This window comes from Enterobacter cloacae complex sp. ECL352, assembly GCF_020149545.1.
In the GTDB taxonomy this organism is placed as follows: domain Bacteria; phylum Pseudomonadota; class Gammaproteobacteria; order Enterobacterales; family Enterobacteriaceae; genus Enterobacter; species Enterobacter asburiae_B.
Window position 1 is genome coordinate 1526524 of the sequence record NZ_CP083709.1, and the last position, 20294, is coordinate 1546817.

At 56.4% G+C, this 20294-nt stretch carries 24 protein-coding genes; 17 read left to right on the plus strand and 7 right to left on the minus strand.

Annotated elements, in window-relative coordinates:
• Window positions 1-41 precede the first annotated feature (41 nt).
• The 3 genes from speB to yqgB all read right to left on the minus strand — a co-directional run bounded on the left by speB (window position 42) and on the right by yqgB (window position 3287).
• On the minus strand, window positions 42-962 hold the full coding sequence (gene speB / locus LBF07_RS07395; protein WP_014071686.1) for an agmatinase: 921 nt from the start codon (window positions 960-962) through the stop codon (window positions 42-44).
• Window positions 963-1170: 208 nt separating this feature from the next.
• A complete protein-coding gene (gene speA, locus LBF07_RS07400; RefSeq protein ID WP_023309121.1) occupies window positions 1171-3147 on the minus strand; it encodes a biosynthetic arginine decarboxylase in 1977 nt (658 codons plus the stop codon).
• A gap of 8 nt (window positions 3148-3155) precedes the next feature.
• A complete protein-coding gene (gene yqgB, locus LBF07_RS24705) occupies window positions 3156-3287 on the minus strand; it encodes an acid stress response protein YqgB (protein WP_127341063.1) in 132 nt (43 codons plus the stop codon).
• A 663-nt stretch (window positions 3288-3950) separates the two neighbouring features.
• Here yqgB and metK point away from each other — a divergent pair.
• The 8 genes from metK (at window position 3951) to ruvX (ending at window position 11034) form a co-directional block, all read left to right on the plus strand.
• Window positions 3951-5105, plus strand: coding sequence for a methionine adenosyltransferase (gene metK, locus LBF07_RS07415; protein ID WP_010435443.1), 1155 nt, complete (start codon window positions 3951-3953; stop codon window positions 5103-5105).
• A 359-nt stretch (window positions 5106-5464) separates the two neighbouring features.
• Window positions 5465-6862 (plus strand): galactose/proton symporter, encoded by a 1398-nt coding sequence (gene galP, locus LBF07_RS07420; protein ID WP_023309123.1) that lies wholly within the window; start codon window positions 5465-5467, stop codon window positions 6860-6862.
• A gap of 58 nt (window positions 6863-6920) precedes the next feature.
• Window positions 6921-7418, plus strand: coding sequence for a SprT family zinc-dependent metalloprotease (locus LBF07_RS07425; protein WP_094935386.1), 498 nt, complete (start codon window positions 6921-6923; stop codon window positions 7416-7418).
• Window positions 7419-7512: 94 nt separating this feature from the next.
• Window positions 7513-8220, plus strand: coding sequence for a deoxyribonuclease I (endA, locus tag LBF07_RS07430; RefSeq protein ID WP_023333343.1), 708 nt, complete (start codon window positions 7513-7515; stop codon window positions 8218-8220).
• Window positions 8221-8271: 51 nt separating this feature from the next.
• Window positions 8272-9003 (plus strand): 16S rRNA (uracil(1498)-N(3))-methyltransferase, encoded by a 732-nt coding sequence (gene rsmE, locus LBF07_RS07435; protein ID WP_023309126.1) that lies wholly within the window; start codon window positions 8272-8274, stop codon window positions 9001-9003.
• Window positions 9004-9022: 19 nt separating this feature from the next.
• Window positions 9023-9970: a glutathione synthase gene (gshB, locus tag LBF07_RS07440; RefSeq protein ID WP_094935387.1), complete on the plus strand. Its 948-nt coding sequence runs from the start codon at window positions 9023-9025 to the stop codon at window positions 9968-9970.
• 87 nt (window positions 9971-10057) lie between these two features.
• Window positions 10058-10618, plus strand: a complete 561-nt coding sequence (locus LBF07_RS07445) for a YqgE/AlgH family protein (RefSeq protein ID WP_008499752.1) — start codon at window positions 10058-10060, stop codon at window positions 10616-10618.
• Window positions 10618-11034 carry a Holliday junction resolvase RuvX gene (gene ruvX, locus LBF07_RS07450; protein WP_021242076.1) on the plus strand — a complete coding sequence of 139 codons (417 nt, stop codon included), beginning with the start codon at window positions 10618-10620 and terminating at the stop codon, window positions 11032-11034. The genes LBF07_RS07445 and ruvX overlap by 1 nt, the downstream gene beginning before the upstream one ends.
• Before the next feature lie 10 nt (window positions 11035-11044).
• Here ruvX and LBF07_RS07455 read toward each other — a convergent pair whose 3' ends face one another.
• On the minus strand, window positions 11045-12025 hold the full coding sequence (locus LBF07_RS07455; RefSeq protein WP_094935388.1) for a type IV pilus twitching motility protein PilT: 981 nt from the start codon (window positions 12023-12025) through the stop codon (window positions 11045-11047).
• A gap of 17 nt (window positions 12026-12042) precedes the next feature.
• On the opposite strand from LBF07_RS07455, the gene LBF07_RS07460 reads away from it, so the two are divergent.
• The 6 genes from LBF07_RS07460 to LBF07_RS07485 all read left to right on the plus strand — a co-directional run bounded on the left by LBF07_RS07460 (window position 12043) and on the right by LBF07_RS07485 (window position 15783).
• Window positions 12043-12744 (plus strand): YggS family pyridoxal phosphate-dependent enzyme, encoded by a 702-nt coding sequence (locus LBF07_RS07460; RefSeq protein WP_094935389.1) that lies wholly within the window; start codon window positions 12043-12045, stop codon window positions 12742-12744.
• A gap of 21 nt (window positions 12745-12765) precedes the next feature.
• On the plus strand, window positions 12766-13332 hold the full coding sequence (locus tag LBF07_RS07465; RefSeq protein ID WP_087823219.1) for a YggT family protein: 567 nt from the start codon (window positions 12766-12768) through the stop codon (window positions 13330-13332).
• Window positions 13329-13625 carry a DUF167 family protein YggU gene (gene yggU, locus LBF07_RS07470; RefSeq protein WP_023309131.1) on the plus strand — a complete coding sequence of 99 codons (297 nt, stop codon included), beginning with the start codon at window positions 13329-13331 and terminating at the stop codon, window positions 13623-13625. The genes LBF07_RS07465 and yggU overlap by 4 nt, the downstream gene beginning before the upstream one ends.
• 3 nt (window positions 13626-13628) lie before the next feature.
• Window positions 13629-14222, plus strand: a complete 594-nt coding sequence (locus tag LBF07_RS07475; RefSeq protein ID WP_033146609.1) for an XTP/dITP diphosphatase — start codon at window positions 13629-13631, stop codon at window positions 14220-14222.
• Window positions 14215-15357, plus strand: coding sequence for a radical SAM family heme chaperone HemW (gene hemW / locus LBF07_RS07480; protein WP_094935390.1), 1143 nt, complete (start codon window positions 14215-14217; stop codon window positions 15355-15357). The genes LBF07_RS07475 and hemW overlap by 8 nt, the downstream gene beginning before the upstream one ends.
• Window positions 15358-15420: 63 nt before the next feature.
• Window positions 15421-15783 (plus strand): endonuclease domain-containing protein, encoded by a 363-nt coding sequence (locus LBF07_RS07485; RefSeq protein ID WP_094935391.1) that lies wholly within the window; start codon window positions 15421-15423, stop codon window positions 15781-15783.
• Window positions 15784-15844: 61 nt separating this feature from the next.
• Here LBF07_RS07485 and LBF07_RS07490 read toward each other — a convergent pair whose 3' ends face one another.
• From LBF07_RS07490 to trmB, 3 genes are read right to left on the minus strand one after another with little or no spacing between them, the layout of a single operon-like run.
• Window positions 15845-16561: a DUF2884 domain-containing protein gene (locus tag LBF07_RS07490; RefSeq protein WP_024906551.1), complete on the minus strand. Its 717-nt coding sequence runs from the start codon at window positions 16559-16561 to the stop codon at window positions 15845-15847.
• Window positions 16562-16617: 56 nt separating this feature from the next.
• Complete coding sequence (locus LBF07_RS07495; RefSeq protein ID WP_094935392.1) at window positions 16618-16944, minus strand: YggL family protein; 327 nt, start codon at window positions 16942-16944, stop codon at window positions 16618-16620.
• A complete protein-coding gene (gene trmB / locus LBF07_RS07500; protein WP_033146613.1) occupies window positions 16944-17663 on the minus strand; it encodes a tRNA (guanosine(46)-N7)-methyltransferase TrmB in 720 nt (239 codons plus the stop codon). Before trmB ends, LBF07_RS07495 begins: the two co-directional genes overlap by 1 nt.
• A 144-nt stretch (window positions 17664-17807) precedes the next feature.
• Between trmB and mutY the strand changes: the two genes are divergently transcribed.
• From mutY to mltC, 3 genes are read left to right on the plus strand one after another with little or no spacing between them, the layout of a single operon-like run.
• Window positions 17808-18860 (plus strand): A/G-specific adenine glycosylase, encoded by a 1053-nt coding sequence (gene mutY / locus LBF07_RS07505; RefSeq protein WP_170864501.1) that lies wholly within the window; start codon window positions 17808-17810, stop codon window positions 18858-18860.
• Window positions 18861-18886: 26 nt separating this feature from the next.
• Window positions 18887-19159 carry an oxidative damage protection protein gene (locus tag LBF07_RS07510; protein ID WP_094935393.1) on the plus strand — a complete coding sequence of 91 codons (273 nt, stop codon included), beginning with the start codon at window positions 18887-18889 and terminating at the stop codon, window positions 19157-19159.
• Window positions 19160-19215: 56 nt separating this feature from the next.
• Complete coding sequence (gene mltC, locus LBF07_RS07515; RefSeq protein WP_033146615.1) at window positions 19216-20292, plus strand: membrane-bound lytic murein transglycosylase MltC; 1077 nt, start codon at window positions 19216-19218, stop codon at window positions 20290-20292.
• Window positions 20293-20294: the final 2 nt, after the last annotated feature.

Here is a 20294-nt window from a genome sequence, read left to right on the forward strand (position 1 = left end):
AACCTCTCAATAGAGAGGTTTTTTTTCACGCAAGGTGAGGCTTATTCGCCTTTTTTGGCTGCCTGAATGTAGAGCATTTCCAGCGCCAGAGTCGCTGCGGCCAGCGCGGTGATCTCGGACTGGTCATACGCAGGCGCCACTTCCACCACGTCCATCCCGACAATGTTTAGATCCTTCAGGCCGCGCACCAGCTTGATGGCACGATCTGAGGTCAAACCGCCGATGACCGGCGTACCGGTACCCGGAGCAAATGCCGGATCCAGACAGTCGATGTCGAAGGTCAGATACACGGGCATATCACCCACGATCTGCTTCACCTGCGCGATGATGTCGTCCACGCCGCGATCGTTAACCTGGCCCGCATCCAGCACGGTGAAACCGTTGTCTTTGTCGAACTCGGTGCGAATACCGATCTGCACGGAGTGGTTCGGATCGATCAGACCTTCGTTCGGCGCGGTGAAGAACATGGTGCCGTGGTCAAACTCACAGCCGTTCGCGTAGGTGTCGGTATGTGCATCGAAGTGCACCAGCGCCATTTTACCGAAGTGCTTCGCATGGGCGCGCAGCAGCGGCAGGGTCACGAAGTGGTCGCCGCCGAAGGAGAGCATACGCTTACCGGCAGCCAGCAGCTTCTCGGCGTGCGCCTGCAGCTTCTCGCTCATCTCACGCGCGTCGCCGAAGGCGTACACCAGGTCACCGCAGTCCACGACGTTCAGGCGCTCGCGCATGTCGAAGTTCCACGGGAAGCGGTTATGCTCCCAGGCCAGGTTAGTGGAAACCTGACGAATCGCAGCCGGGCCGTGACGACCACCCGCGCGGCCAGATGTTGCCATATCGAACGGCACGCCGGTGATCACCCAGTCAGCGTCGCTGTCGTACGGCTGGAAGTTCATCGGAAGGCGTAAAAAACCAAACGCGTTAGATACCAGAGAGTTATCGTACTGATGACCTAAAGTGCTCATGTCCTGACCTCTTTTAAAGTCGATACATTAAAAACAGATGAAAAAAAATCCCCTCCGCGTCGTTAAACCCGACGAGGAAGGGATTGATTCGTAAATCGCTTATTGGGGCGAATTATCGCCGGTAATGCATACGGGTTCAAGTGAGTATAGGGCATTGTGCGGTCTGATGCCCTCACCCCGCCCTCTCCCTGTGGGAGAGAGCGTTTTCCTACTCGTCTTCCAGGTAGGTGTACCCGTACAGGCCCGCTTCAAACTCTTCCAGGAACTGCTGCTGGAGCGCATCGTCCAGACCGGTGTTTTTCACCTGGTCGCGGAACTGAGTGAGCAGTTTTTTCGGATCCAGCTGAACGTATTCCAGCATGTCCGCCACGGTGTCCCCTTCATCGGACAGCTCAATTTCCACGTTGCCGTCAGGGAACACGAACACGTCCACCGCTTCGGTATCACCGAACAGGTTGTGCATGTTGCCGAGGATCTCCTGATACGCGCCGACCATAAAGAAGCCCAGCATCGGCGGGTTCTCCGGGTCGTATTCCGGCATTGGCATCGTCGTTGCGATACCGTCGCCGTCGACGTAGTGGTCGATGGCACCGTCGGAGTCACAGGTGATATCCAGCAGCACCGCACGACGTTCCGGGGCGTGGTTCAGCCCTTCCAGCGGCAGAACCGGGAACAGCTGGTCGATACCCCAGGCATCCGGCATCGACTGGAACAGCGAGAAGTTGACGTAAATCTTATCCGCCATACGCTCCTGCAGCTCGTCGATAATCGGACGGTGCGCGCGGTTGCTCGGGTCGAGCTGTTTCTGCACTTCATGGCACATGTTCAGGTAGAGCTGCTCCGCCCACGCGCGCTCCTGCAGGCTGAAGGTGCCTGAAGAATAACCCACGTGAATATCATGCAGGTCCATCTGGCTGTCGTGCAGCCATTCGCGCAGGGAACGACGCGTGCCCGGCTCGTGCATTTCCTGCCAGGTTTCCCACATGCTTTGCAGGGAACGCGGAGCATCGTCTGCCGGAGGCGTCGCTTCGCTGATTTCGCTACGCTCAACGCCGATGATGTTAGAGACCAGCACCGTATGGTGCGCGGTCACCGCGCGACCGGATTCGGTGATCACCGTCGGATGCGGCAAGCCGTTCTCTTCACAGGCATCACCGATTGCCCAGATGATGTTGTTCGCGTATTCGTTCAGGCCGTAGTTCACGGAACAGTCAGACTGCGAGCGGGTCCCTTCGTAGTCCACGCCGAGGCCACCGCCCACGTCGAAGCACTGAATATTCACGCCGAGCTTGTGCAGCTCAACGTAGAAACGCGCTGACTCACGCACGCCGGTGGCGATGTCGCGAATATTGGCCATCTGCGAGCCGAGGTGGAAGTGCAGCAGCTGAATGCTGTCCAGACGACCGCGCTCGCGCAGGATTTCCACCAGCTGCAGCACCTGGTTTGCCGCCAGGCCGAACTTGGATTTCTCGCCGCCTGAGGACTGCCATTTACCGGAACCTTGTGACGCCAGACGCGCACGCACGCCAAGGCGCGGCACCACGTTCAGACGTTCGGCCTCTTCCAGCACGATGGCGATTTCGGTCATCTTTTCGATAACCAGATAGACCTTGTGGCCCATCTTTTCGCCGATCAGCGCCAGACGAATGTATTCTCGGTCTTTATAGCCGTTACAGACGATCACTGAACGGGTCATGCCCGCATGCGCCAGAACCGCCATCAGCTCCGCTTTGGAGCCAGCTTCCAGGCCCAGCGGCTCGCCGGAGTGGATCAGGGATTCAATCACGCGGCGGTGCTGGTTCACCTTGATCGGGTAAACCAGGAAATAGTCGCCTTTATAGCCGTAGGACTCACGCGCGCGCTTGAACGCGGCGTTAATAGAACGCAGGCGATGTTGCAGGATCTGCGGGAAGCAGAACAGTGCAGGCAAACGCTGGCCCTGAGCCTCACGGGCTTTCACCAGTTTCGCGAGATCCACGCGCGCTTCAGGGACGTCCGGATCCGGGCAGACGCTGATGTGGCCCAGTTCGTTGACGTCGTAGTAGTTATTGCCCCACCAGGCAATATTGTAAGTGCGCAGCATCTTGCTGGCTTCCTCGGAGCTCATCGCAACCTCCTGCATAGAACGTAGTACACCCTGTTCGCCCGCTGACGAAGGCGAAAAAGAAGACATGTCGTCAGACATAGCGAACCTCAACTCTTTGTAATAAGTGTAAAACAGTTGACTACTATCGCAGCGTTATACGGCGATAACAACCCATAAACGGCTCCGTTTCCCAGCAGAGTATGCTGAAAACCAGACCGTGCGACCGGTTTCTTATTCATATCATTGTAAAACACGTATCCGAACTCTGTATGACAAGGTTCGGCGAAACCACGAGAAAACTCTTGTATTAACAAGAGCGCCCTTGTTCAGTTTTCACAAAGCGTGACCGGCCCTGGAATCCTGAGAAGCGCCGAGATGGGTATAACATCGGCAGGTTTGCAGACTAGAAATGCGGGTTGCGGGAATCAAATACGCGCCAGAACGGCTGCGCTGAATGTGCGGAAAACGATGGTTCATTATCTCGTATCACCTCCACGGCCGCCTCTGTTGAAACGGACCACAAGCCAAAGCTAAAAGTTCACTGCTTAACCCGGCTGGAAGTGGCGACACGATGAGTTCATCGAGCGCTTATTTTATATGAGCCGCGCGCCGCGTTTTATACCGAGAACAGGGGTAAAAAGCAAAAGATAAATGTGCGTGTTGCCGGGGCCGTCAGGAATTATTGCCAGCAGCAATTTCAACTGAGTGAGAGGTTAGTCAAAAAAAACTGGAAATCGGGCGAAGAAGTGACCTAAAATAGCCGTCCAGATGTTAATCCATCTATACTGATTAACACTCATACTGCCAGTGTCAAAAACCTGCAGGCCTTGGTAGAATTATCTCCTTTGGCTATTCCGCACAGCAGCTTGAGCTAACCAAATTCCTCTTAGGTGAAATAAAACATGGCAAAACACCTGTTTACGTCCGAGTCCGTATCAGAAGGACATCCTGATAAAATTGCTGACCAAATCTCCGATGCGGTGCTGGATGCGATCCTGGCGCAGGATCCTAAAGCGCGCGTAGCGTGCGAAACCTATGTCAAAACCGGCATGGTTCTGGTTGGCGGTGAGATCACCACCAGCGCATGGGTTGATATCGAAGAGATCACCCGTAACACGGTGCGTGAGATCGGCTATGTGCATTCTGATATGGGCTTTGATGCCAACTCCTGCGCGGTTCTGAGCGCGATTGGCAAACAGTCTCCAGACATCAACCAGGGCGTTGACCGTGCCGATCCGCTGGAACAGGGCGCGGGCGACCAGGGCCTGATGTTTGGCTATGCAACCAACGAAACCGACGTGCTGATGCCAGCACCGGTCACCTACGCACACCGTCTGGTGCAGCGTCAGGCTGAAGTGCGTAAAAACGGCACCCTGCCGTGGCTGCGCCCGGATGCGAAAAGCCAGGTCACCTTCCAGTATGACGATGGCAAAATCGTCGGTATTGACGCGGTGGTTCTGTCTACCCAGCACTCCGAAGATATCGATCAGAAATCCCTGCAGGAAGCAGTGATGGAAGAGATCATCAAGCCGGTTCTGCCGACCGAATGGCTGAGCTCTGCGACCAAATTCTTCATCAACCCAACCGGACGCTTCGTTATCGGCGGCCCAATGGGTGACTGCGGTCTGACCGGTCGTAAAATCATCGTTGATACCTACGGCGGCATGGCGCGTCACGGTGGCGGTGCGTTCTCTGGTAAAGATCCGTCTAAAGTTGACCGTTCTGCGGCGTACGCGGCACGTTATGTGGCGAAAAACATTGTTGCAGCCGGCCTGGCTGACCGCTGTGAGATCCAGGTTTCCTACGCGATCGGCGTAGCTGAGCCAACCTCCATCATGGTTGAAACCTTCGGTACCGAGAAAGTGCCTTCAGAACAGCTGACGCTGCTGGTGCGCGAGTTCTTCGACCTGCGTCCATACGGCCTGATTCAGATGCTGGATCTGCTGCACCCAATCTACAAAGAAACCGCGGCATACGGTCACTTTGGTCGTGAACATTTCCCATGGGAAAAAACCGACAAAGCCGCCCTGCTGCGTGAAGCTGCCGGTCTGAAGTAATCGACTGACATCTGCGTGATAAAAGGCCAGCCTTCGGGCTGGCCTTTTTTTGTAGGTGGCGCCGCAAAGGTGCACATATGGTACCGATTACACCGCACCGGATGCGCCTCGCTTTCAGAATATTCTCTTTGCATGATCGCCTTTCTTCTGCTGTTACATCGCCTTTCAGTTAAGTCTGAAATGTGTTCTTTCGCGATGCATATCACCTCGTTTACCTCTATATTTTCAAAGCTTTAATTATTTTTACGGTTGCACGCTAGTGTAACCGATTACACCTATGTGATTAATCTCACATATTTTTACGGGTCACTCACCTACCCTTTACATCAATAAAACTGATAACCCAACTGGAGGGCATAATGCCTGACAATAAAAAACAGGGGCGTACGTCCAACAAGGCGATGACATTCTTCGTCTGTTTCCTCGCCGCCCTGGCAGGATTACTTTTTGGCCTGGATATCGGCGTGATTGCCGGTGCATTACCTTTCATCACTGACGAGTTCCAGATCAGCGCTCACACCCAGGAGTGGGTGGTCAGCTCCATGATGTTTGGCGCTGCAGTGGGTGCCGTCGGCAGCGGCTGGCTCTCCTTCAAGCTCGGGCGTAAAAAGAGCCTGATGATCGGCGCGATCCTGTTCGTTGCCGGTTCACTCTTCTCTGCCGCTGCGCCTAACGTTGAGGTTCTGCTGGTTTCCCGCGTGCTGCTCGGCCTGGCCGTGGGCGTGGCGTCCTATACCGCCCCGCTTTACCTGTCTGAAATCGCGCCGGAGAAAATCCGCGGCAGTATGATTTCGATGTACCAGCTCATGATCACCATCGGTATTTTGGGCGCGTACCTTTCCGACACCGCGTTTAGCTACAGCGGCGCATGGCGCTGGATGCTCGGCGTGATCATCATCCCGGCCATTCTGCTGCTGATTGGCGTCTTCTTCCTGCCGGACAGCCCGCGCTGGTTCGCCGCCAAACGTCGATTCCACGATGCCGAACGCGTACTGATGCGCCTGCGCGACACCAGCGCCGAAGCGAAAAACGAGCTGGAAGAGATCCGCGAAAGCCTGAAGGTCAAACAGTCCGGCTGGGCGCTGTTTAAAGAGAACAGCAACTTCCGCCGCGCGGTGTTCCTCGGCGTGCTGCTTCAGGTCATGCAGCAGTTCACCGGGATGAACGTCATCATGTATTACGCGCCAAAAATCTTTGAGCTGGCGGGCTATACCAACACCACCGAGCAGATGTGGGGGACCGTCATCGTGGGTCTGACCAACGTGCTGGCGACCTTTATCGCCATCGGTCTGGTGGACCGCTGGGGACGTAAGCCAACTCTGACGCTGGGCTTCCTGGTGATGGCGGCCGGTATGGGTGTCCTCGGTACCATGATGCATGTGGGCATTCACTCACCAACCGCCCAGTACTTTGCGGTCGGCATGCTGCTGATGTTTATCGTCGGGTTTGCGATGAGCGCCGGCCCGCTGATTTGGGTGCTGTGCTCTGAGATCCAGCCGCTGAAAGGGCGTGATTTTGGTATCACCTGCTCTACCGCAACCAACTGGATTGCCAACATGATCGTCGGCGCAACGTTCCTGACCATGCTCAATACCCTGGGCAACGCGAACACCTTCTGGGTCTACGCTGGTCTGAACATCTTCTTTATTGTGCTGACTATCTGGCTGGTTCCAGAAACCAAACACGTTTCTCTGGAACATATTGAACGTAACCTGATGAAAGGTCGTCCGCTGCGCGAAATCGGCGCCCACGACTGATCCTCATGCGGGAGGCGCCTCTTGCGCCTCCCCGCTTCGCGCTTTATGCTCTGCCCCTATGAAAGCACCCCGTCTCCCCATTGCCGTTCAGCAAGCCGTTATGCGCAGCCTGCGGGAAAAACTCGCCCAGGCGAACCTGAAGCTCGGCCGTAATTACCCTGAACCTAAGATCGTATATCAGCAGCGCGGAACCGCAGCGGGTACTGCCTGGCTCGAGCCCTATGAGATCCGCCTTAACCCGGTGCTGATGATGGAAAACCAGCAGGCGTTTATCGAGGAAGTGGTACCGCACGAGCTGGCGCATCTGCTGGTGTGGAAACACTTCGGACGCGTCGCGCCCCACGGCAAGGAGTGGAAGTGGATGATGGAAGCGGTGCTCGGCGTTCCGGCACGCCGTACCCATCAGTTCGAGCTGGAATCGTTGCGCCGCAATACCTTCCCCTACCGCTGCCAGTGTCAGCAGCACCAGCTTACCGTCCGCCGCCATAATCGCGTGGTGCGCGGCGAGGCGACCTACCGCTGCGTCAAATGCGGCGAGCCGCTGGTTGCGGAATAATCATCTGAACTTTCAGGAACTTTCCTGATCTGACTGATTGCATACGGGAACAACATTCGTTACGTTGCGGGCTCGTTTTGACACGGAGTGTAAGATGTCCCGTAATTTTTCTCTCGCGGTCGCCTTTCTGACGACGGCGCTCTCAGGCCATGCTCTGGCCGACGGTATCAACAGTTTTTCCCAGGCTAAGGCAGCAGGCGTAAAGGTAAACGCCGATGTGCCGGGCGATTTCTACTGCGGCTGTAAAATTAACTGGCAGGGTAAAAAAGGGGTCGTTGACCTTGAGTCCTGCGGCTATAAGGTGCGTAAAAACGAAAACCGCGCCAGCCGCATTGAATGGGAACATGTCGTTCCGGCCTGGCAGTTTGGCCACCAGCGCCAGTGCTGGCAGGATGGCGGACGTAAAAACTGCGCCAAAGATCCGGTTTATCGCCAGATGGAAAGCGATATGCATAACCTGCAGCCTGCCGTCGGTGAAGTGAACGGCGACCGAGGTAATTTCATGTACAGCCAGTGGAACGGTGGTGAAGGCCAGTACGGCCAGTGCGGTATGAAGGTTGATTTTAAAGAGAAAGTCGCCGAGCCCCCTGCCCGCGCGCGCGGCAGTATCGCCCGCACCTACTTCTATATGCGTGACCGTTACGACCTCAACCTCTCCCGCCAGCAGACGCAGCTGTTCAACGCCTGGGACAAGCAGTATCCGGTGACGGAGTGGGAATGCCAGCGCGACGAACGTATCGCCAGAGTCCAGGGGAATCACAACCCTTACGTCCAGCGGGCTTGCCAGGCGCAAAAGAGCTAACCTACACTACGGCAATTCGCTTATATCGCATGACACATGGAATTTCTGACTATGCGCATTCCCCGCATTTACCATCCTGAACTGATTACCGCAGGCCGCGAAATCGCCCTGTCTGATGACGCCGCCAACCACGTTGGCCGCGTGCTGCGCATGGGCGCAGGTCAGGCAATACAGCTGTTCGACGGCTCGAACCAGGTTTTCGACGCGGAAATCACGCGGTCTGATAAAAAAAGCGTACACGTTAACGTCCTGCGTGGCGAAGTGGATGACCGGGAATCACCGCTGCACATCCATCTGGGCCAGGTGATGTCGCGCGGCGAGAAAATGGAGTTCACCATTCAGAAATCCATTGAACTGGGTGTAAGCCTCATTACGCCACTTTTTTCTGAACGCTGTGGCGTTAAACTGGATGCGGAACGTCTGAACAAAAAGATCCAGCAGTGGCAGAAAATTGCCATTGCGGCTTGCGAACAGAGTGGCCGCAACCGTATTCCGGAGATCCGCCCGGCGATGGATCTGGAGGACTGGTGTGCAGAAGAGGAGAGCGGGCTGAAGCTCAATCTTCATCCGCGCGCCAGCGCCAGCATCAATACGCTGCCTCTGCCCGTTGAGCGCGTACGCCTGCTGATTGGCCCCGAAGGCGGCCTGTCGGCGGACGAAATTGCGATGACGGCACGTTACCAGTTTACTGATATTCTGTTGGGACCTCGCGTTCTGCGCACTGAGACAACGGCACTCACGGCCATTACCGCGCTACAGGTACGGTTTGGCGATCTGGGTTGAAGCATTAACGGAGAAGAACATGATCAAGCTCGGCATCGTGATGGACCCCATCGCAAACATTAACATCAAGAAAGATTCCAGCTTCGCCATGCTGCTGGAAGCGCAGCGTCGCGGCTATGAACTTCACTATATGGAGATGAACGATCTTTACCTGATCAACGGTGAAGCCCGCGCGCGCGCCCGCATCGTTAACGTCGAGCAGAACTACGACAAATGGTACGAGTTCGGCACCGAGCAGGATATTGCCCTGGCCGATCTCAACGTCATCCTGATGCGTAAAGATCCGCCGTTCGACACCGAATACATCTACAGCACCTACATCCTTGAGCGTGCAGAAGAGAAAGGCACGCTGATCGTCAACAAGCCGCAGAGCCTGCGCGACTGCAACGAGAAGCTCTACACCGCCTGGTTCTCTGACCTGACGCCGGAAACCCTGGTGACCCGCAGCAAAGCCCAGTTGAAAGAATTCTGGCAGAAGCACGGCGATATCATCATGAAGCCGCTGGACGGCATGGGCGGCGCGTCGATTTTCCGCGTGAAAGAAGGCGACCCGAACATTGGCGTGATTGCCGAAACGCTGACCGAACTGGGTACGCGCTACTGCATGGCGCAAAACTATATTCCGGCGATCAAAGACGGCGATAAACGCGTTCTGGTGGTAGATGGCGAACCGGTTCCTTACTGCCTGGCGCGTATCCCGCAGGGTGGCGAAACTCGTGGGAACCTGGCAGCCGGTGGCCGCGGTGAGCCGCGCCCGCTGACCGAAAGCGACTGGGAAATTGCCCGCCGCGTTGGCCCGACGCTGAAAGCCAAAGGCCTGATCTTCGTTGGCCTGGATATCATCGGCGATCGTCTGACCGAAGTGAACGTCACCAGCCCGACCTGCATTCGTGAAATCGAAGCGGAATTCCCGATTTCGATCACCGGAATGCTGATGGACGCTATCGAAAAACGTTTACAGAAATAACCTAACAATACTATTAGTGACAGCGCCTGTGTTTGTCCCCATACTGGGCGCTGTCGCTTTTTAAACCAGGAAACAGTACCTCTGACAATGAATTTACAGCATCACTTTCTTATTGCCATGCCTGCTCTCCAGGACCCGATTTTTCGCCGTGCCGTGGTTTATATTTGTGAATACAATGAAGACGGCGCGATGGGTATTATCATCAATAAACCACTGGAAAATCTTCAGGTTGAAGGAATTCTGGACAAGCTGAAAATACCGGCTGAAGCGCGACTGCCGGAAATCCGGCTTGATAAACCGGTGATGCTGGGTGGACCTCTTGCAGAAGATCGCGGCTTTATCCTGCATACGCCGCCGGTATTCTCTTCCAGCATTCGCATCTCCGACAACACCGTTATCACGACATCGCGTGACGTGCTCGAAACGCTGGGCACCGCAGAGCAGCCTTCTGAAGTGCTGGTGGCGCTGGGCTATTCGTCGTGGGAGAAAGGCCAGCTTGAGCAAGAGATCCTCGATAACGCATGGCTTACGGCGCCTGCGGACATGAATATCCTGTTTAAAACCCCTATCGCCGATCGCTGGCGTGACGCGGCGAAGCTGATTGGCATTGATATCCTGACCATGCCTGGCGTAGCGGGGCACGCCTGATGAGCGGAACGCTTCTGGCCTTCGATTTTGGTACCAAAAGCATTGGCGTCGCCGTGGGTCAGCGCATCACCGGTACCGCGCGTCCACTCACGGCCCTGAAGGCTAATGACGGCACGCCAGACTGGAATCTTATCGAACGTCTGCTCAAAGAGTGGCAGCCGGATGACGTGATTGTTGGGCTCCCGCTGAACATGGACGGCACAGAACAGCCGCTTACCGCCCGGGCGCGTAAGTTCGCCAATAAAATCCATGGCCGCTTTGGCGTCTCCGTGAAGCTTCACGACGAGCGTCTCAGCACCGTCGAAGCGCGTGCGGGCCTGTTTGAGCACGGCGGCTTCCGGGCGCTCAACAAAGGCAGCGTGGACTCCGCTTCTGCCGTGATTATCCTCGAAAGCTATTTCGAACAGGGCTTTTAACCACAGGGGCCTACAGCCGCCCCTGCGCCCGTCTCTCCGCCAGGCTCTGGTCAAAGTTCTGCATTCCTGCCTGCTGACCGGTTTGAATGATGCCGGGCAGTTGCCACGTTTTCCCTTCACGAATCAGATTCGCCGCCGCCGCTGTGTTCACCAGCAGTTCATACAACGCGACGCGCCCGCCCTGCAGATCGGGAAGCAGCCTCTGCGCCAGCACCGCCCGCAGGCTGCCGGCCAGCTGGCTACGCACCGGATCTTTCTCCTGCGCCGGGAACGTATCGACCAGCCGTTCAATCGCCTGCGATGCCCCGCGCGTATGCAGCGTCGCCAGCACCAGATGTCCGGTTTCCGCCGCCGTCAGCGCCAGGCGGATCGTTTCGCTGTCGCGCAGCTCCCCCAGCAGAATAACGTCCGGATCCTGGCGTAAGGCGCTGCGCAGCGCTTCAGCAAATGACGGGCTGTGCTGGCCTATCTCCCGCTGCTGGATCAGGCAACGTTCGCTCTGGTAGATAAACTCCACCGGATCTTCAAGCGTGAGGATATGGCCGTCAGCATGGTGGTTTAGAAAATCGACCATCGCCGCCAGCGTAGTGGATTTGCCGCTGCCGGTCGCCCCCGTGACCAGAATCAGCCCGGCGTCATTGGATAACAGTTCCGGGATTACCCGCGGCGCGCCCAGCGAAGCGAGCTGCGGGCAGCTACGCGGCAACAGCCGCAGCGTCACAGAAACACCTCTCATCTGCTTAAAGGCACTGCCGCGCAGGCGCTGGCCTCCCGTTACCGTCGCGGCAAAATCCACCTGGCCCTTTGCCCACCATGTTCCCTGCTGCTCATCGTTAAGCCACGCTTTTAATAACGCCCCAACGTCGGGAGGCTGAAAGGGAGCGGGTTCAAGCCGGCCTAATCTGCGCCAGCGCGGTGGCGAATCACTGCACAGGTGTAGATCGGAGACGTTATGCTTTACACTAAGGGCCACAATTTCTTCCACATCCATAGACTACTCCTCGGAAAATGAACGACATTGCGCATAACCTGGCACAGGTCCGGGACAAAATCTCAGCCGCCGCAGCGCGTTGCGGCCGTGCTTCAGAAGAAATTACGCTGCTTGCAGTCAGCAAAACCAAGCCTGCGAGCGCCATCGCAGAAGCTATTGATGCAGGCCAGCGGGCGTTTGGTGAAAACTACGTGCAGGAAGGCGTGGATAAAATTCGCTACTTCCAGGAACAGGGGAAGACGGATCTGCAGTGGCACTTTATTGGCCCCCTGCAGTCGAACAAAAGCCGTCTGGTGGCAGAGCACTTCGACTGGTGCCACACCATCGACCGCCTGCGTATTGCTACCCGTCTGAATGACCAGCGTCCGGTAGAAATGCCGGCACTCAACGTGCTTATTCAGGTCAACATCAGCGACGAAAACAGCAAGTCCGGCATTGCGCTGAGCGAGCTGGGCGCGCTGGCCGCCGAGGTGGCCGAACTGCCGCGCTTAACCCTGCGCGGGCTGATGGCAATTCCTGCGCCTGAGTCAAGTTATGAAAGGCAGTTTGCCGTGGCACAGCAAATGGCTGTAGCATTTGAGGCGCTTAAAGCGCGCTATAACACGGTAGACACGCTTTCACTGGGCATGTCGGATGATATGGAAGCCGCCATCGCGGCAGGCAGCACTATGGTGCGCATCGGCACGGCAATTTTCGGTGCGCGCGACTACTCAAAATAATAAGGAAACCTGAGGAACGCCATGAAGACGTTGACTTTCCTGCTCTCAACAGTGCTTGAGCTGTATACGATGGCGCTTTTGCTGCGCGTCTGGATGCAGTGGGCCCGCTGTGATTTTTACAATCCGTTCTCGCAGTTTGTCGTGAAAATCACGCAACCTGTTGTCGGACCGCTGCGCCGCATTATCCCGGCGATGGGTCCCATCGACAGTTCGTCTCTGCTGGTGGCGTTTATTCTGAGCGTTATCAAAGCGATCGTGCTGTTTATGGTCATCACCTTCCAGCCGATTATCTGGATTGCTGCGGTCCTGATTTTAATCAAAACCATCGGCCTGCTGATTTTCTGGGTGCTGCTGGTCATGGCCATCATGAGCTGGGTGAGCCAGGGGCGTAGCCCGGTGGAGTATGCGCTGATCCAACTGACCGAACCGCTGCTGCGCCCGATTCGCAGCCTGCTGCCTTCGATGGGCGGTATTGATTTCTCGCCGATGATCCTGGTTCTGCTGCTTTACGTGGTTAATATGGGGATCGCTGAGCTGTTACAGTCCACGGGCGATATGCTGCTGCCGGGGCTGTGGATGGCGCTATGAGTGCCGTAAGCACCTGCGCTGACGGGCTGGTTTTGCGGCTGTATATTCAGCCGAAAGCCAGCCGTGACGGTATTGTCGGGCTGCATGGCGACGAGTTAAAGGTCGCCATCACCGCCCCACCGGTTGACGGCCAGGCGAACGCGCATCTGACCAAATATCTGGCAAAACAGTTTCGCGTCGCCAAAAGCCAGGTCATCATTGAAAAAGGTGAACTTGGGCGACATAAACAGGTAAAAATCCTTAATCCGCAATCTATCCCGACGGAAGTCGCGGCTCTGAAAGAACAGGACTAAACCATGCAGAAAGTTGTTCTCGCGACCGGCAACGCCGGTAAAGTGCGCGAGCTGGCCTCGCTATTAAATGATTTTGGGCTGGACGTGGTCGCCCAGACCGCTCTTGGCGTGGAGTCCGCCGAAGAGACGGGGCTGACGTTTATCGAAAACGCGATCCTGAAAGCACGTCACGCCGCGCAAATTACCGGCCTGCCCGCGATTGCCGACGACTCCGGCCTGGCCGTGGATTTTCTCGGCGGTGCGCCGGGGATTTACTCTGCGCGCTATTCCGGCGTGGACGCCACCGACCAGCAGAATCTGGAAAAGCTGCTTGTCGCCCTGAAAGACGTACCGGACGAACAGCGCACCGCGCAGTTCCACTGCGTGCTGGTCTATATGCGCCACGCGGAAGACCCGACGCCGATTGTCTGCCACGGCAGCTGGCCGGGCGTGATTACCCGTGAAGCGGCTGGCAACGGCGGCTTTGGCTACGACCCGATTTTCTTTGTCCCGACCGAGGGCAAAACCGCTGCGGAACTGACCCGCGAAGAGAAAAGCGCGATTTCCCACCGTGGACGCGCGCTGAAACTGTTACTGGAAGCACTGCGTAATGGCTAATTTGCCGCCTCTGAGTCTGTATATTCACATCCCGTGGTGCGTGCAGAAATGCCCGTACTGCGATTTCAACTCGCACGCGCTGAAGGGCGAAGTGCCGCACGATGACTACGTTGCGCATCTGCTGGCCGACCTGGACGCCGATGTCGCTTACGCACAGGGACGTGAAGTTAAGACCATTTTCATTGGTGGCGGTACGCCGAGCCTGCTGTCCGGCCCGGCAATGCAGACGCTGCTGGACGGCGTGCGTACGCGCCTGAACCTGGCGGCAGATGCTGAAATTACCATGGAAGCCAACCCCGGCACCGTTGAGGCCGACCGTTTTGTCGACTATCAGCGCGCGGGCGTGAACCGCATCTCCATCGGCGTGCAGAGCTTTAGCGAGCCGAAGCTGAAACGTCTGGGGCGCATTCACGGCCCGGAAGAGGCAAAGCGCGCGGCCAACCTGGCGAGCGGGCTGGGCCTTCGCAGCTTTAACCTGGATTTGATGCACGGCCTGCCTGATCAGTCGCTGGAAGAGGCGCTGGACGACCTGCGCCAGGCGATCGAACTGAACCCGCCGCACCTGTCGTGGTATCAGCTCACCATCGAGCCAAACACGCTGTTCGGTTCCCGCCCGCCGGTGCTGCCGGACGACGACGCGCTGTGGGATATCTTCGAGCAGGGACACAGGCTTCTAACCGCTGCGGGCTATCAGCAGTATGAAACGTCCGCATATGCGAAGCCGGGCTATCAGTGCCAGCACAACCTGAACTACTGGCGCTTTGGCGACTATCTGGGAATTGGCTGCGGCGCGCACGGCAAGGTGACCTTCCCGGACGGGCGCATTCTGCGCACCGCCAAAACCCGCCACCCGCGCGGATACATGGAAGGCCGCTACCTGGAGCGTCAGCACGACGTCGAGGCGGCGGATAAGCCGTTTGAGTTCTTTATGAACCGCTTCCGTCTGCTTGAAGCCGCGCCGCGCGCGGAATTTGCGCGTTACACCGGGCTGCCGGAATCGGTGATTCGCCCGCAGATCGACGAGGCGCTGGCGCAGGGGTATCTCACCGAGAGCGAGGAATACTGGCAGATCACCGAGCACGGCAAGCTGTTCTTAAACTCTCTTCTTGAGCTGTTCCTCGCCGAAGAATCCTGAAGGCTGATTCAGGATTTTGCATCCCGCTCTGCCGGCTGAGGGAAAGGCTGGCAGAGTGTGGGGATGGAAATTACTCGTTCTTATGCAAAACAGCTCAGACGTGAGCTGACAAAAGAAGAAAGACGGCTTTGGTATCTACTGCGCAGCCGCCGTTTCGAAAATTATAAATTTCGTCGACAACATCCTGTAGATCACTACATTCTGGATTTCGCCTGCTGCGCGGCTCATCTGGCTGTTGAGCTGGATGGTGGGCAACATGATGAAAAGCAGGAATACGATCGTCAAAGAACGTGCTGGCTTAACGAGAAAGGCTGGCATGTCATTCGATTCTGGAACAACGAACTCTGGAATAACGAAGAGGCGGTGTTAGAAAAGATCCTTGAAACACTGCAAATGCTGCAACCCTCACCCCGGCCCTCTCCCTGAAAGGGAGAGGGAGCAAACCATCCCCTCGCCCCTTTGGGGAGAGGGTTAGGGTGAGGGGAAATTACTTAAGCGTCCCCACCAGCGCTTTCCGGCTATCTTCCAGCGACACCACGCGTTTACACACGTCTTTGCCGAACTGCTGGAAATCATCTTCCTGGTTCTTCCACTCGTTCTGAATGGAGGTCTGCAAGCCGCCCAGACTGCCCAGCACGCCCTGCAGCGGATTACCGCCGCCCTTCAGCACGGCTTTGGCGCCCATCTCGTTGATGCTGTCCTGCAGGATGCCGCCCATAGCCTGGTTCACCAGCTGCTGCCCGTCAGCGCGGACCTGATCGATCGCCTTGTAGTGGAACGTCAGGCCGTCGGAGCGCGTCTCGATAATGCGGTTCATCTGCTCTTTAAGCTGCTTGTCCAGCTTCGTCAGGCGGGTGCGCATATTGCTGCTCTCACCCACCTCTTTGGTGATGATCTTATCCAGCGCGACGCGGCTTTTCTCAACGCGGGTCAGCGCGCCTTCATTAATCCATGGCAGCGCGGTACGCAAATCGGCCTGATAGTCTTTCGCCTGCTCACGCTGTGCGGCAGTCAGGTTGTACTGCTTGCCGTTAAAGGTGACGTTCCCCTGCGGCGTAATCACCAGATTGCCGTTCTCGCCTTTGACCTGCACGGTTTGCGGGCTTAACACCACGTCATCACGCGGGGTGACGCTACATTGATAATCCGCATGGGCGGTGAATCCGGTTGCCATCAAAGCAACAGCCAGCAACGTTTTGCGCATCTTAAACACTCCCTCAGACAAAATGGGCCAGCTAATGCTGGCCCCTTACTGCTTTATTAGTCCCACCAAACGTCGAAAAGTTCGCTGACGCGGACATCTTCGAGCTTGTGGTCTTCAAGCCATTTACGTACCAGGGCCTGATGTTCTTCAGTGCATTTACCCACTTCCTGGGTGCAGATCAGACCTTCCCAGGCCAGGTAGCCGCTACCGTCGAAGGCCAGCTTGTTTGGCTCAATCACGTCATTGATGAACGCGTCAACGTCCTGATCGATCTGCTCTACACTGGTGCCTTCCGGGAAATGCCACGCAACGGAGAAGCCCACTTCCTGGAATTCTTCGATGTGCATCTTTTTACGCAGACGACGGCTACGATTCTTTGCCATTATTTCACCCTCTCGAACATTAAGTCCCATACACCGTGACCAAGACGATGGCCACGCTGTTCAAATTTCGTTACCGGACGCGATTCCGGACGCGGTACATAGTCGTTGCTCTCAGACTGGTTTTTATACCCGTCCAGCGACGACATCACCTCCAGCATATGTTCCGCATACGGTTCCCAGTCGGTCGCCATATGGAAGACACCGCCCAGCTTCAGCTTACTTTTCACCAGCTCGGCAAACGGCGCCTGAACGATACGGCGTTTATTATGACGTGCTTTGTGCCACGGGTCAGGGAAAAAGAGCTGAACCATGGTTAAAGAATTGTCAGGAATCATTTTATGCAGCACTTCCACCGCGTCGTGACACATCACGCGCAGGTTCTCAACGCCCTCTTCATGGGCCGTTGCCAGGCATGCACCCACGCCCGGGGAGTGGACTTCGATACCGAGGAAGTTCTGCTCCGGTCGCGCTTTCGCCATGGCCACCAGCGAGGTGCCCATACCAAACCCGATCTCCAGCGTGACGGGTGCTTCGCGGCCGAACAGTTCGGTAAAGTCCAGAGGCTGCTCGCTGAACTCAACGCCCATCACCGGCCAGTAGTTGTCCAGCGCATGTTGCTGCCCTTTTGTCAGGCGGCCCTGACGGCGGACAAAGCTGCGAATACGGCGCAGCGGGCGACCGTTTTCATCAAATTCCGGTGAAATGACGTCGTTTTTCATAAAAGAGTTGTCTGCTTGTGAGAATGTTCGGGAAACGGGCATTATCCAAAGTTAAGGCTTCTATGCAAGCATGGGAAAGATCCGGTTTACAGCAGATTGACGCTGTGCTGCAATCTGCGTCCCTGATTATGCGAATCGATGACCATGCAAGCCTCTCAATTTTCAGCCCAGGTGCTGGACTGGTACGACAAATACGGGCGTAAAACCCTGCCCTGGCAAATTGAAAAAACGCCTTACAAAGTATGGCTCTCCGAGGTGATGTTGCAACAAACGCAGGTCGCCACGGTGATCCCTTACTTCGAGCGTTTTATGGCGCGCTTCCCGACGGTGACCGATCTGGCCAACGCGCCGCTGGACGAGGTTCTTCATCTGTGGACCGGTCTTGGCTATTATGCCCGCGCGCGTAACCTTCACAAGGCCGCACAGCAGGTCGCGACGCGCCACAACGGGAAATTCCCGGAAACCTTCGATGAGGTGGCCGATCTCCCCGGCGTCGGACGTTCAACCGCAGGCGCCATTCTCTCCCTGTCTTTAGGCAAGCATTTCCCGATCCTCGACGGCAACGTGAAGCGCGTGCTGGCACGCTGCTACGCCGTCGACGGCTGGCCGGGGAAGAAGGACGTCGAAAAACGCCTTTGGGAAATAAGTGAAGCGGTCACCCCGGCCAACGGCGTCGAGCGTTTCAACCAGGCGATGATGGATCTCGGCGCGCTGGTCTGCACGCGCTCAAAACCAAAATGCGAACTCTGCCCGGTGAATAATCTCTGCGTGGCGTATGCCAACCATTCATGGGCGCAATATCCGGGTAAGAAACCCAAACAGACGCTGCCGGAGCGCACCGGCTATATGCTGCTGATGCAGCACGGCGACGAGGTCTTCCTCGCACAGCGTCCACCGAGCGGTCTGTGGGGTGGTCTATACTGCTTCCCACAGTTTGAAGATGAAGATTTGCTGCGTGAATGGCTTAAACAGCGCGGGATTGCTGCCGATAACCTGACGCAGCTGACCGCGTTTCGCCATACGTTCAGCCATTTCCACCTGGATATTGTACCCATGTGGCTTCCCGTGTCGTCATTTGCCTCGTGCATGGATGAAGGCACCGCTCTCTGGTATAACTTAGCGCAACCGCCATCAGTCGGACTGGCGGCTCCCGTGGAGCGCCTGTTACAGCAATTACGTGCCGGTGCAATGGTTTAGCATCGACAAGAAAAAGAGGAATGAGTATGGCCAGAACGATTTTTTGTACTTTCCTGCAGCGTGACGCTGAAGGCCAGGATTTCCAGCTTTATCCGGGCGACCTGGGTAAACGCATCTACAATGAAATCTCCAAAGAAGCCTGGGAACAGTGGCAGAAAAAGCAGACCATGCTGATCAACGAGAAAAAACTCAGCATGATGAACCCGGAACACCGCAAGCTGCTGGAGCAGGAGATGGTGAGCTTCCTGTTCGAAGGTAAAGACGTGCACATCGAAGGCTATACGCCACCGGAAAAATAACAGCGTGCGGGGGAAACCCCGCCGTTAAAGCAAACACAACACGCACTCCCGGAATGATGAAAAAACTTTTAGCGCTAGCCCTTGTTGCGCCGTTGCTTGTCTCGTGTTCGTCAAAAAAAGGCGAAGATTACAACGAAGCCTGGATCAAGGACACCAACGGTTTTGACATTTTGATGGGGCAGTTTGCCCACAACATCGAGAACATATGGGGATTTAACGAAGTTCTTATTGCCGGACCTAAGGACTACGTTAAGTACACCGACGCCTATCAGACCCGTAGCCACATCAACTTTGATGAGGGTACGATCACGATTGAAACCATCGCAGGCACCGACCCTGCGGCACGACTGCGTCAGGCGATCGTCAAAACCCTGCTGATGGGTGACGACCCGGGATCTATCGATCTCTACTCCGATGCCGACGATATCACTATCTCGAAAGAGCCGTTCCTGTACGGCCAGGTCGTCGATCAGACCGGTCAGCCGATCCGCTGGGAAGGTCGCGCCACGAAATTTGCCGACTACCTGCTGCAGACGCGCCTGAAAAGCCGCTCTAACGGCCTGAAGATTATCTACAGCGTCACCATCAACCTCGTCCCGAACCACCTCGACAAGCGTGCGCATAAGTACATTGGGATGGTGCGTCAGGCCTCGCGCAAGTACGGCGTGGATGAGTCGCTGATCCTGGCGATTATGCAGACCGAATCCTCGTTTAACCCATACGCGGTGAGCCGTTCCGACGCCCTGGGGCTGATGCAGGTAGTGCAGCACAGCGCCGGTAAAGACGTCTTCCGCGCGCAGGGGAAATCCGGCACGCCGAGCCGCAGCTATCTGTTCGATCCGCAGAGCAACATTGATACCGGCACCGCCTACCTGGCGATGCTGAACAATGTGTACCTGGGCGGAATTGATAACCCAACGTCGCGCCGCTATGCGGTGATCACCGCCTATAACGGCGGCGCGGGCAGCGTGCTGCGCGTCTTCTCGAATGACAAAGTGCAGGCCGCGAACATCATCAACAGCATGGCGCCGGGGGATGTCTACTCTACCCTCACCACTCGTCACCCGTCTGCGGAATCCCGTCGCTATCTGTATAAGGTGAATACGGCGCAGAAGAACTATCGTCGCCGGTGATC

Excerpts from the sequence above, each read along its gene's own strand:
- mutY (WP_170864501.1), top strand. The coding sequence starts at position 17,808 with ATGCAAGCCTCTCAATTTTCAGCCCAGGTGCTGGACTGGTACGACAAA.
- LBF07_RS07455 (WP_094935388.1), bottom strand. The coding sequence starts at position 12,025 with ATGGATGTGGAAGAAATTGTGGCCCTTAGTGTAAAGCATAACGTCTCC.
- LBF07_RS07465 (WP_087823219.1), top strand. The coding sequence starts at position 12,766 with ATGAAGACGTTGACTTTCCTGCTCTCAACAGTGCTTGAGCTGTATACG.
- LBF07_RS07445 (WP_008499752.1), top strand. The coding sequence starts at position 10,058 with ATGAATTTACAGCATCACTTTCTTATTGCCATGCCTGCTCTCCAGGAC.
- LBF07_RS07475 (WP_033146609.1), top strand. The coding sequence starts at position 13,629 with ATGCAGAAAGTTGTTCTCGCGACCGGCAACGCCGGTAAAGTGCGCGAG.
- galP (WP_023309123.1), top strand. The coding sequence starts at position 5,465 with ATGCCTGACAATAAAAAACAGGGGCGTACGTCCAACAAGGCGATGACA.
- rsmE (WP_023309126.1), top strand. The coding sequence starts at position 8,272 with ATGCGCATTCCCCGCATTTACCATCCTGAACTGATTACCGCAGGCCGC.
- LBF07_RS07485 (WP_094935391.1), top strand. The coding sequence starts at position 15,421 with ATGGAAATTACTCGTTCTTATGCAAAACAGCTCAGACGTGAGCTGACA.
- ruvX (WP_021242076.1), top strand. The coding sequence starts at position 10,618 with ATGAGCGGAACGCTTCTGGCCTTCGATTTTGGTACCAAAAGCATTGGC.
- speB (WP_014071686.1), bottom strand. The coding sequence starts at position 962 with ATGAGCACTTTAGGTCATCAGTACGATAACTCTCTGGTATCTAACGCG.
- metK (WP_010435443.1), top strand. The coding sequence starts at position 3,951 with ATGGCAAAACACCTGTTTACGTCCGAGTCCGTATCAGAAGGACATCCT.
- LBF07_RS07460 (WP_094935389.1), top strand. The coding sequence starts at position 12,043 with ATGAACGACATTGCGCATAACCTGGCACAGGTCCGGGACAAAATCTCA.
- LBF07_RS07510 (WP_094935393.1), top strand. The coding sequence starts at position 18,887 with ATGGCCAGAACGATTTTTTGTACTTTCCTGCAGCGTGACGCTGAAGGC.
- yggU (WP_023309131.1), top strand. The coding sequence starts at position 13,329 with ATGAGTGCCGTAAGCACCTGCGCTGACGGGCTGGTTTTGCGGCTGTAT.
- yqgB (WP_127341063.1), bottom strand. The coding sequence starts at position 3,287 with ATGAATAAGAAACCGGTCGCACGGTCTGGTTTTCAGCATACTCTGCTG.
- trmB (WP_033146613.1), bottom strand. The coding sequence starts at position 17,663 with ATGAAAAACGACGTCATTTCACCGGAATTTGATGAAAACGGTCGCCCG.
- endA (WP_023333343.1), top strand. The coding sequence starts at position 7,513 with ATGTCCCGTAATTTTTCTCTCGCGGTCGCCTTTCTGACGACGGCGCTC.
- speA (WP_023309121.1), bottom strand. The coding sequence starts at position 3,147 with ATGTCTGACGACATGTCTTCTTTTTCGCCTTCGTCAGCGGGCGAACAG.
- LBF07_RS07490 (WP_024906551.1), bottom strand. The coding sequence starts at position 16,561 with ATGCGCAAAACGTTGCTGGCTGTTGCTTTGATGGCAACCGGATTCACC.
- mltC (WP_033146615.1), top strand. The coding sequence starts at position 19,216 with ATGAAAAAACTTTTAGCGCTAGCCCTTGTTGCGCCGTTGCTTGTCTCG.
- gshB (WP_094935387.1), top strand. The coding sequence starts at position 9,023 with ATGATCAAGCTCGGCATCGTGATGGACCCCATCGCAAACATTAACATC.
- hemW (WP_094935390.1), top strand. The coding sequence starts at position 14,215 with ATGGCTAATTTGCCGCCTCTGAGTCTGTATATTCACATCCCGTGGTGC.
- LBF07_RS07495 (WP_094935392.1), bottom strand. The coding sequence starts at position 16,944 with ATGGCAAAGAATCGTAGCCGTCGTCTGCGTAAAAAGATGCACATCGAA.
- LBF07_RS07425 (WP_094935386.1), top strand. The coding sequence starts at position 6,921 with ATGAAAGCACCCCGTCTCCCCATTGCCGTTCAGCAAGCCGTTATGCGC.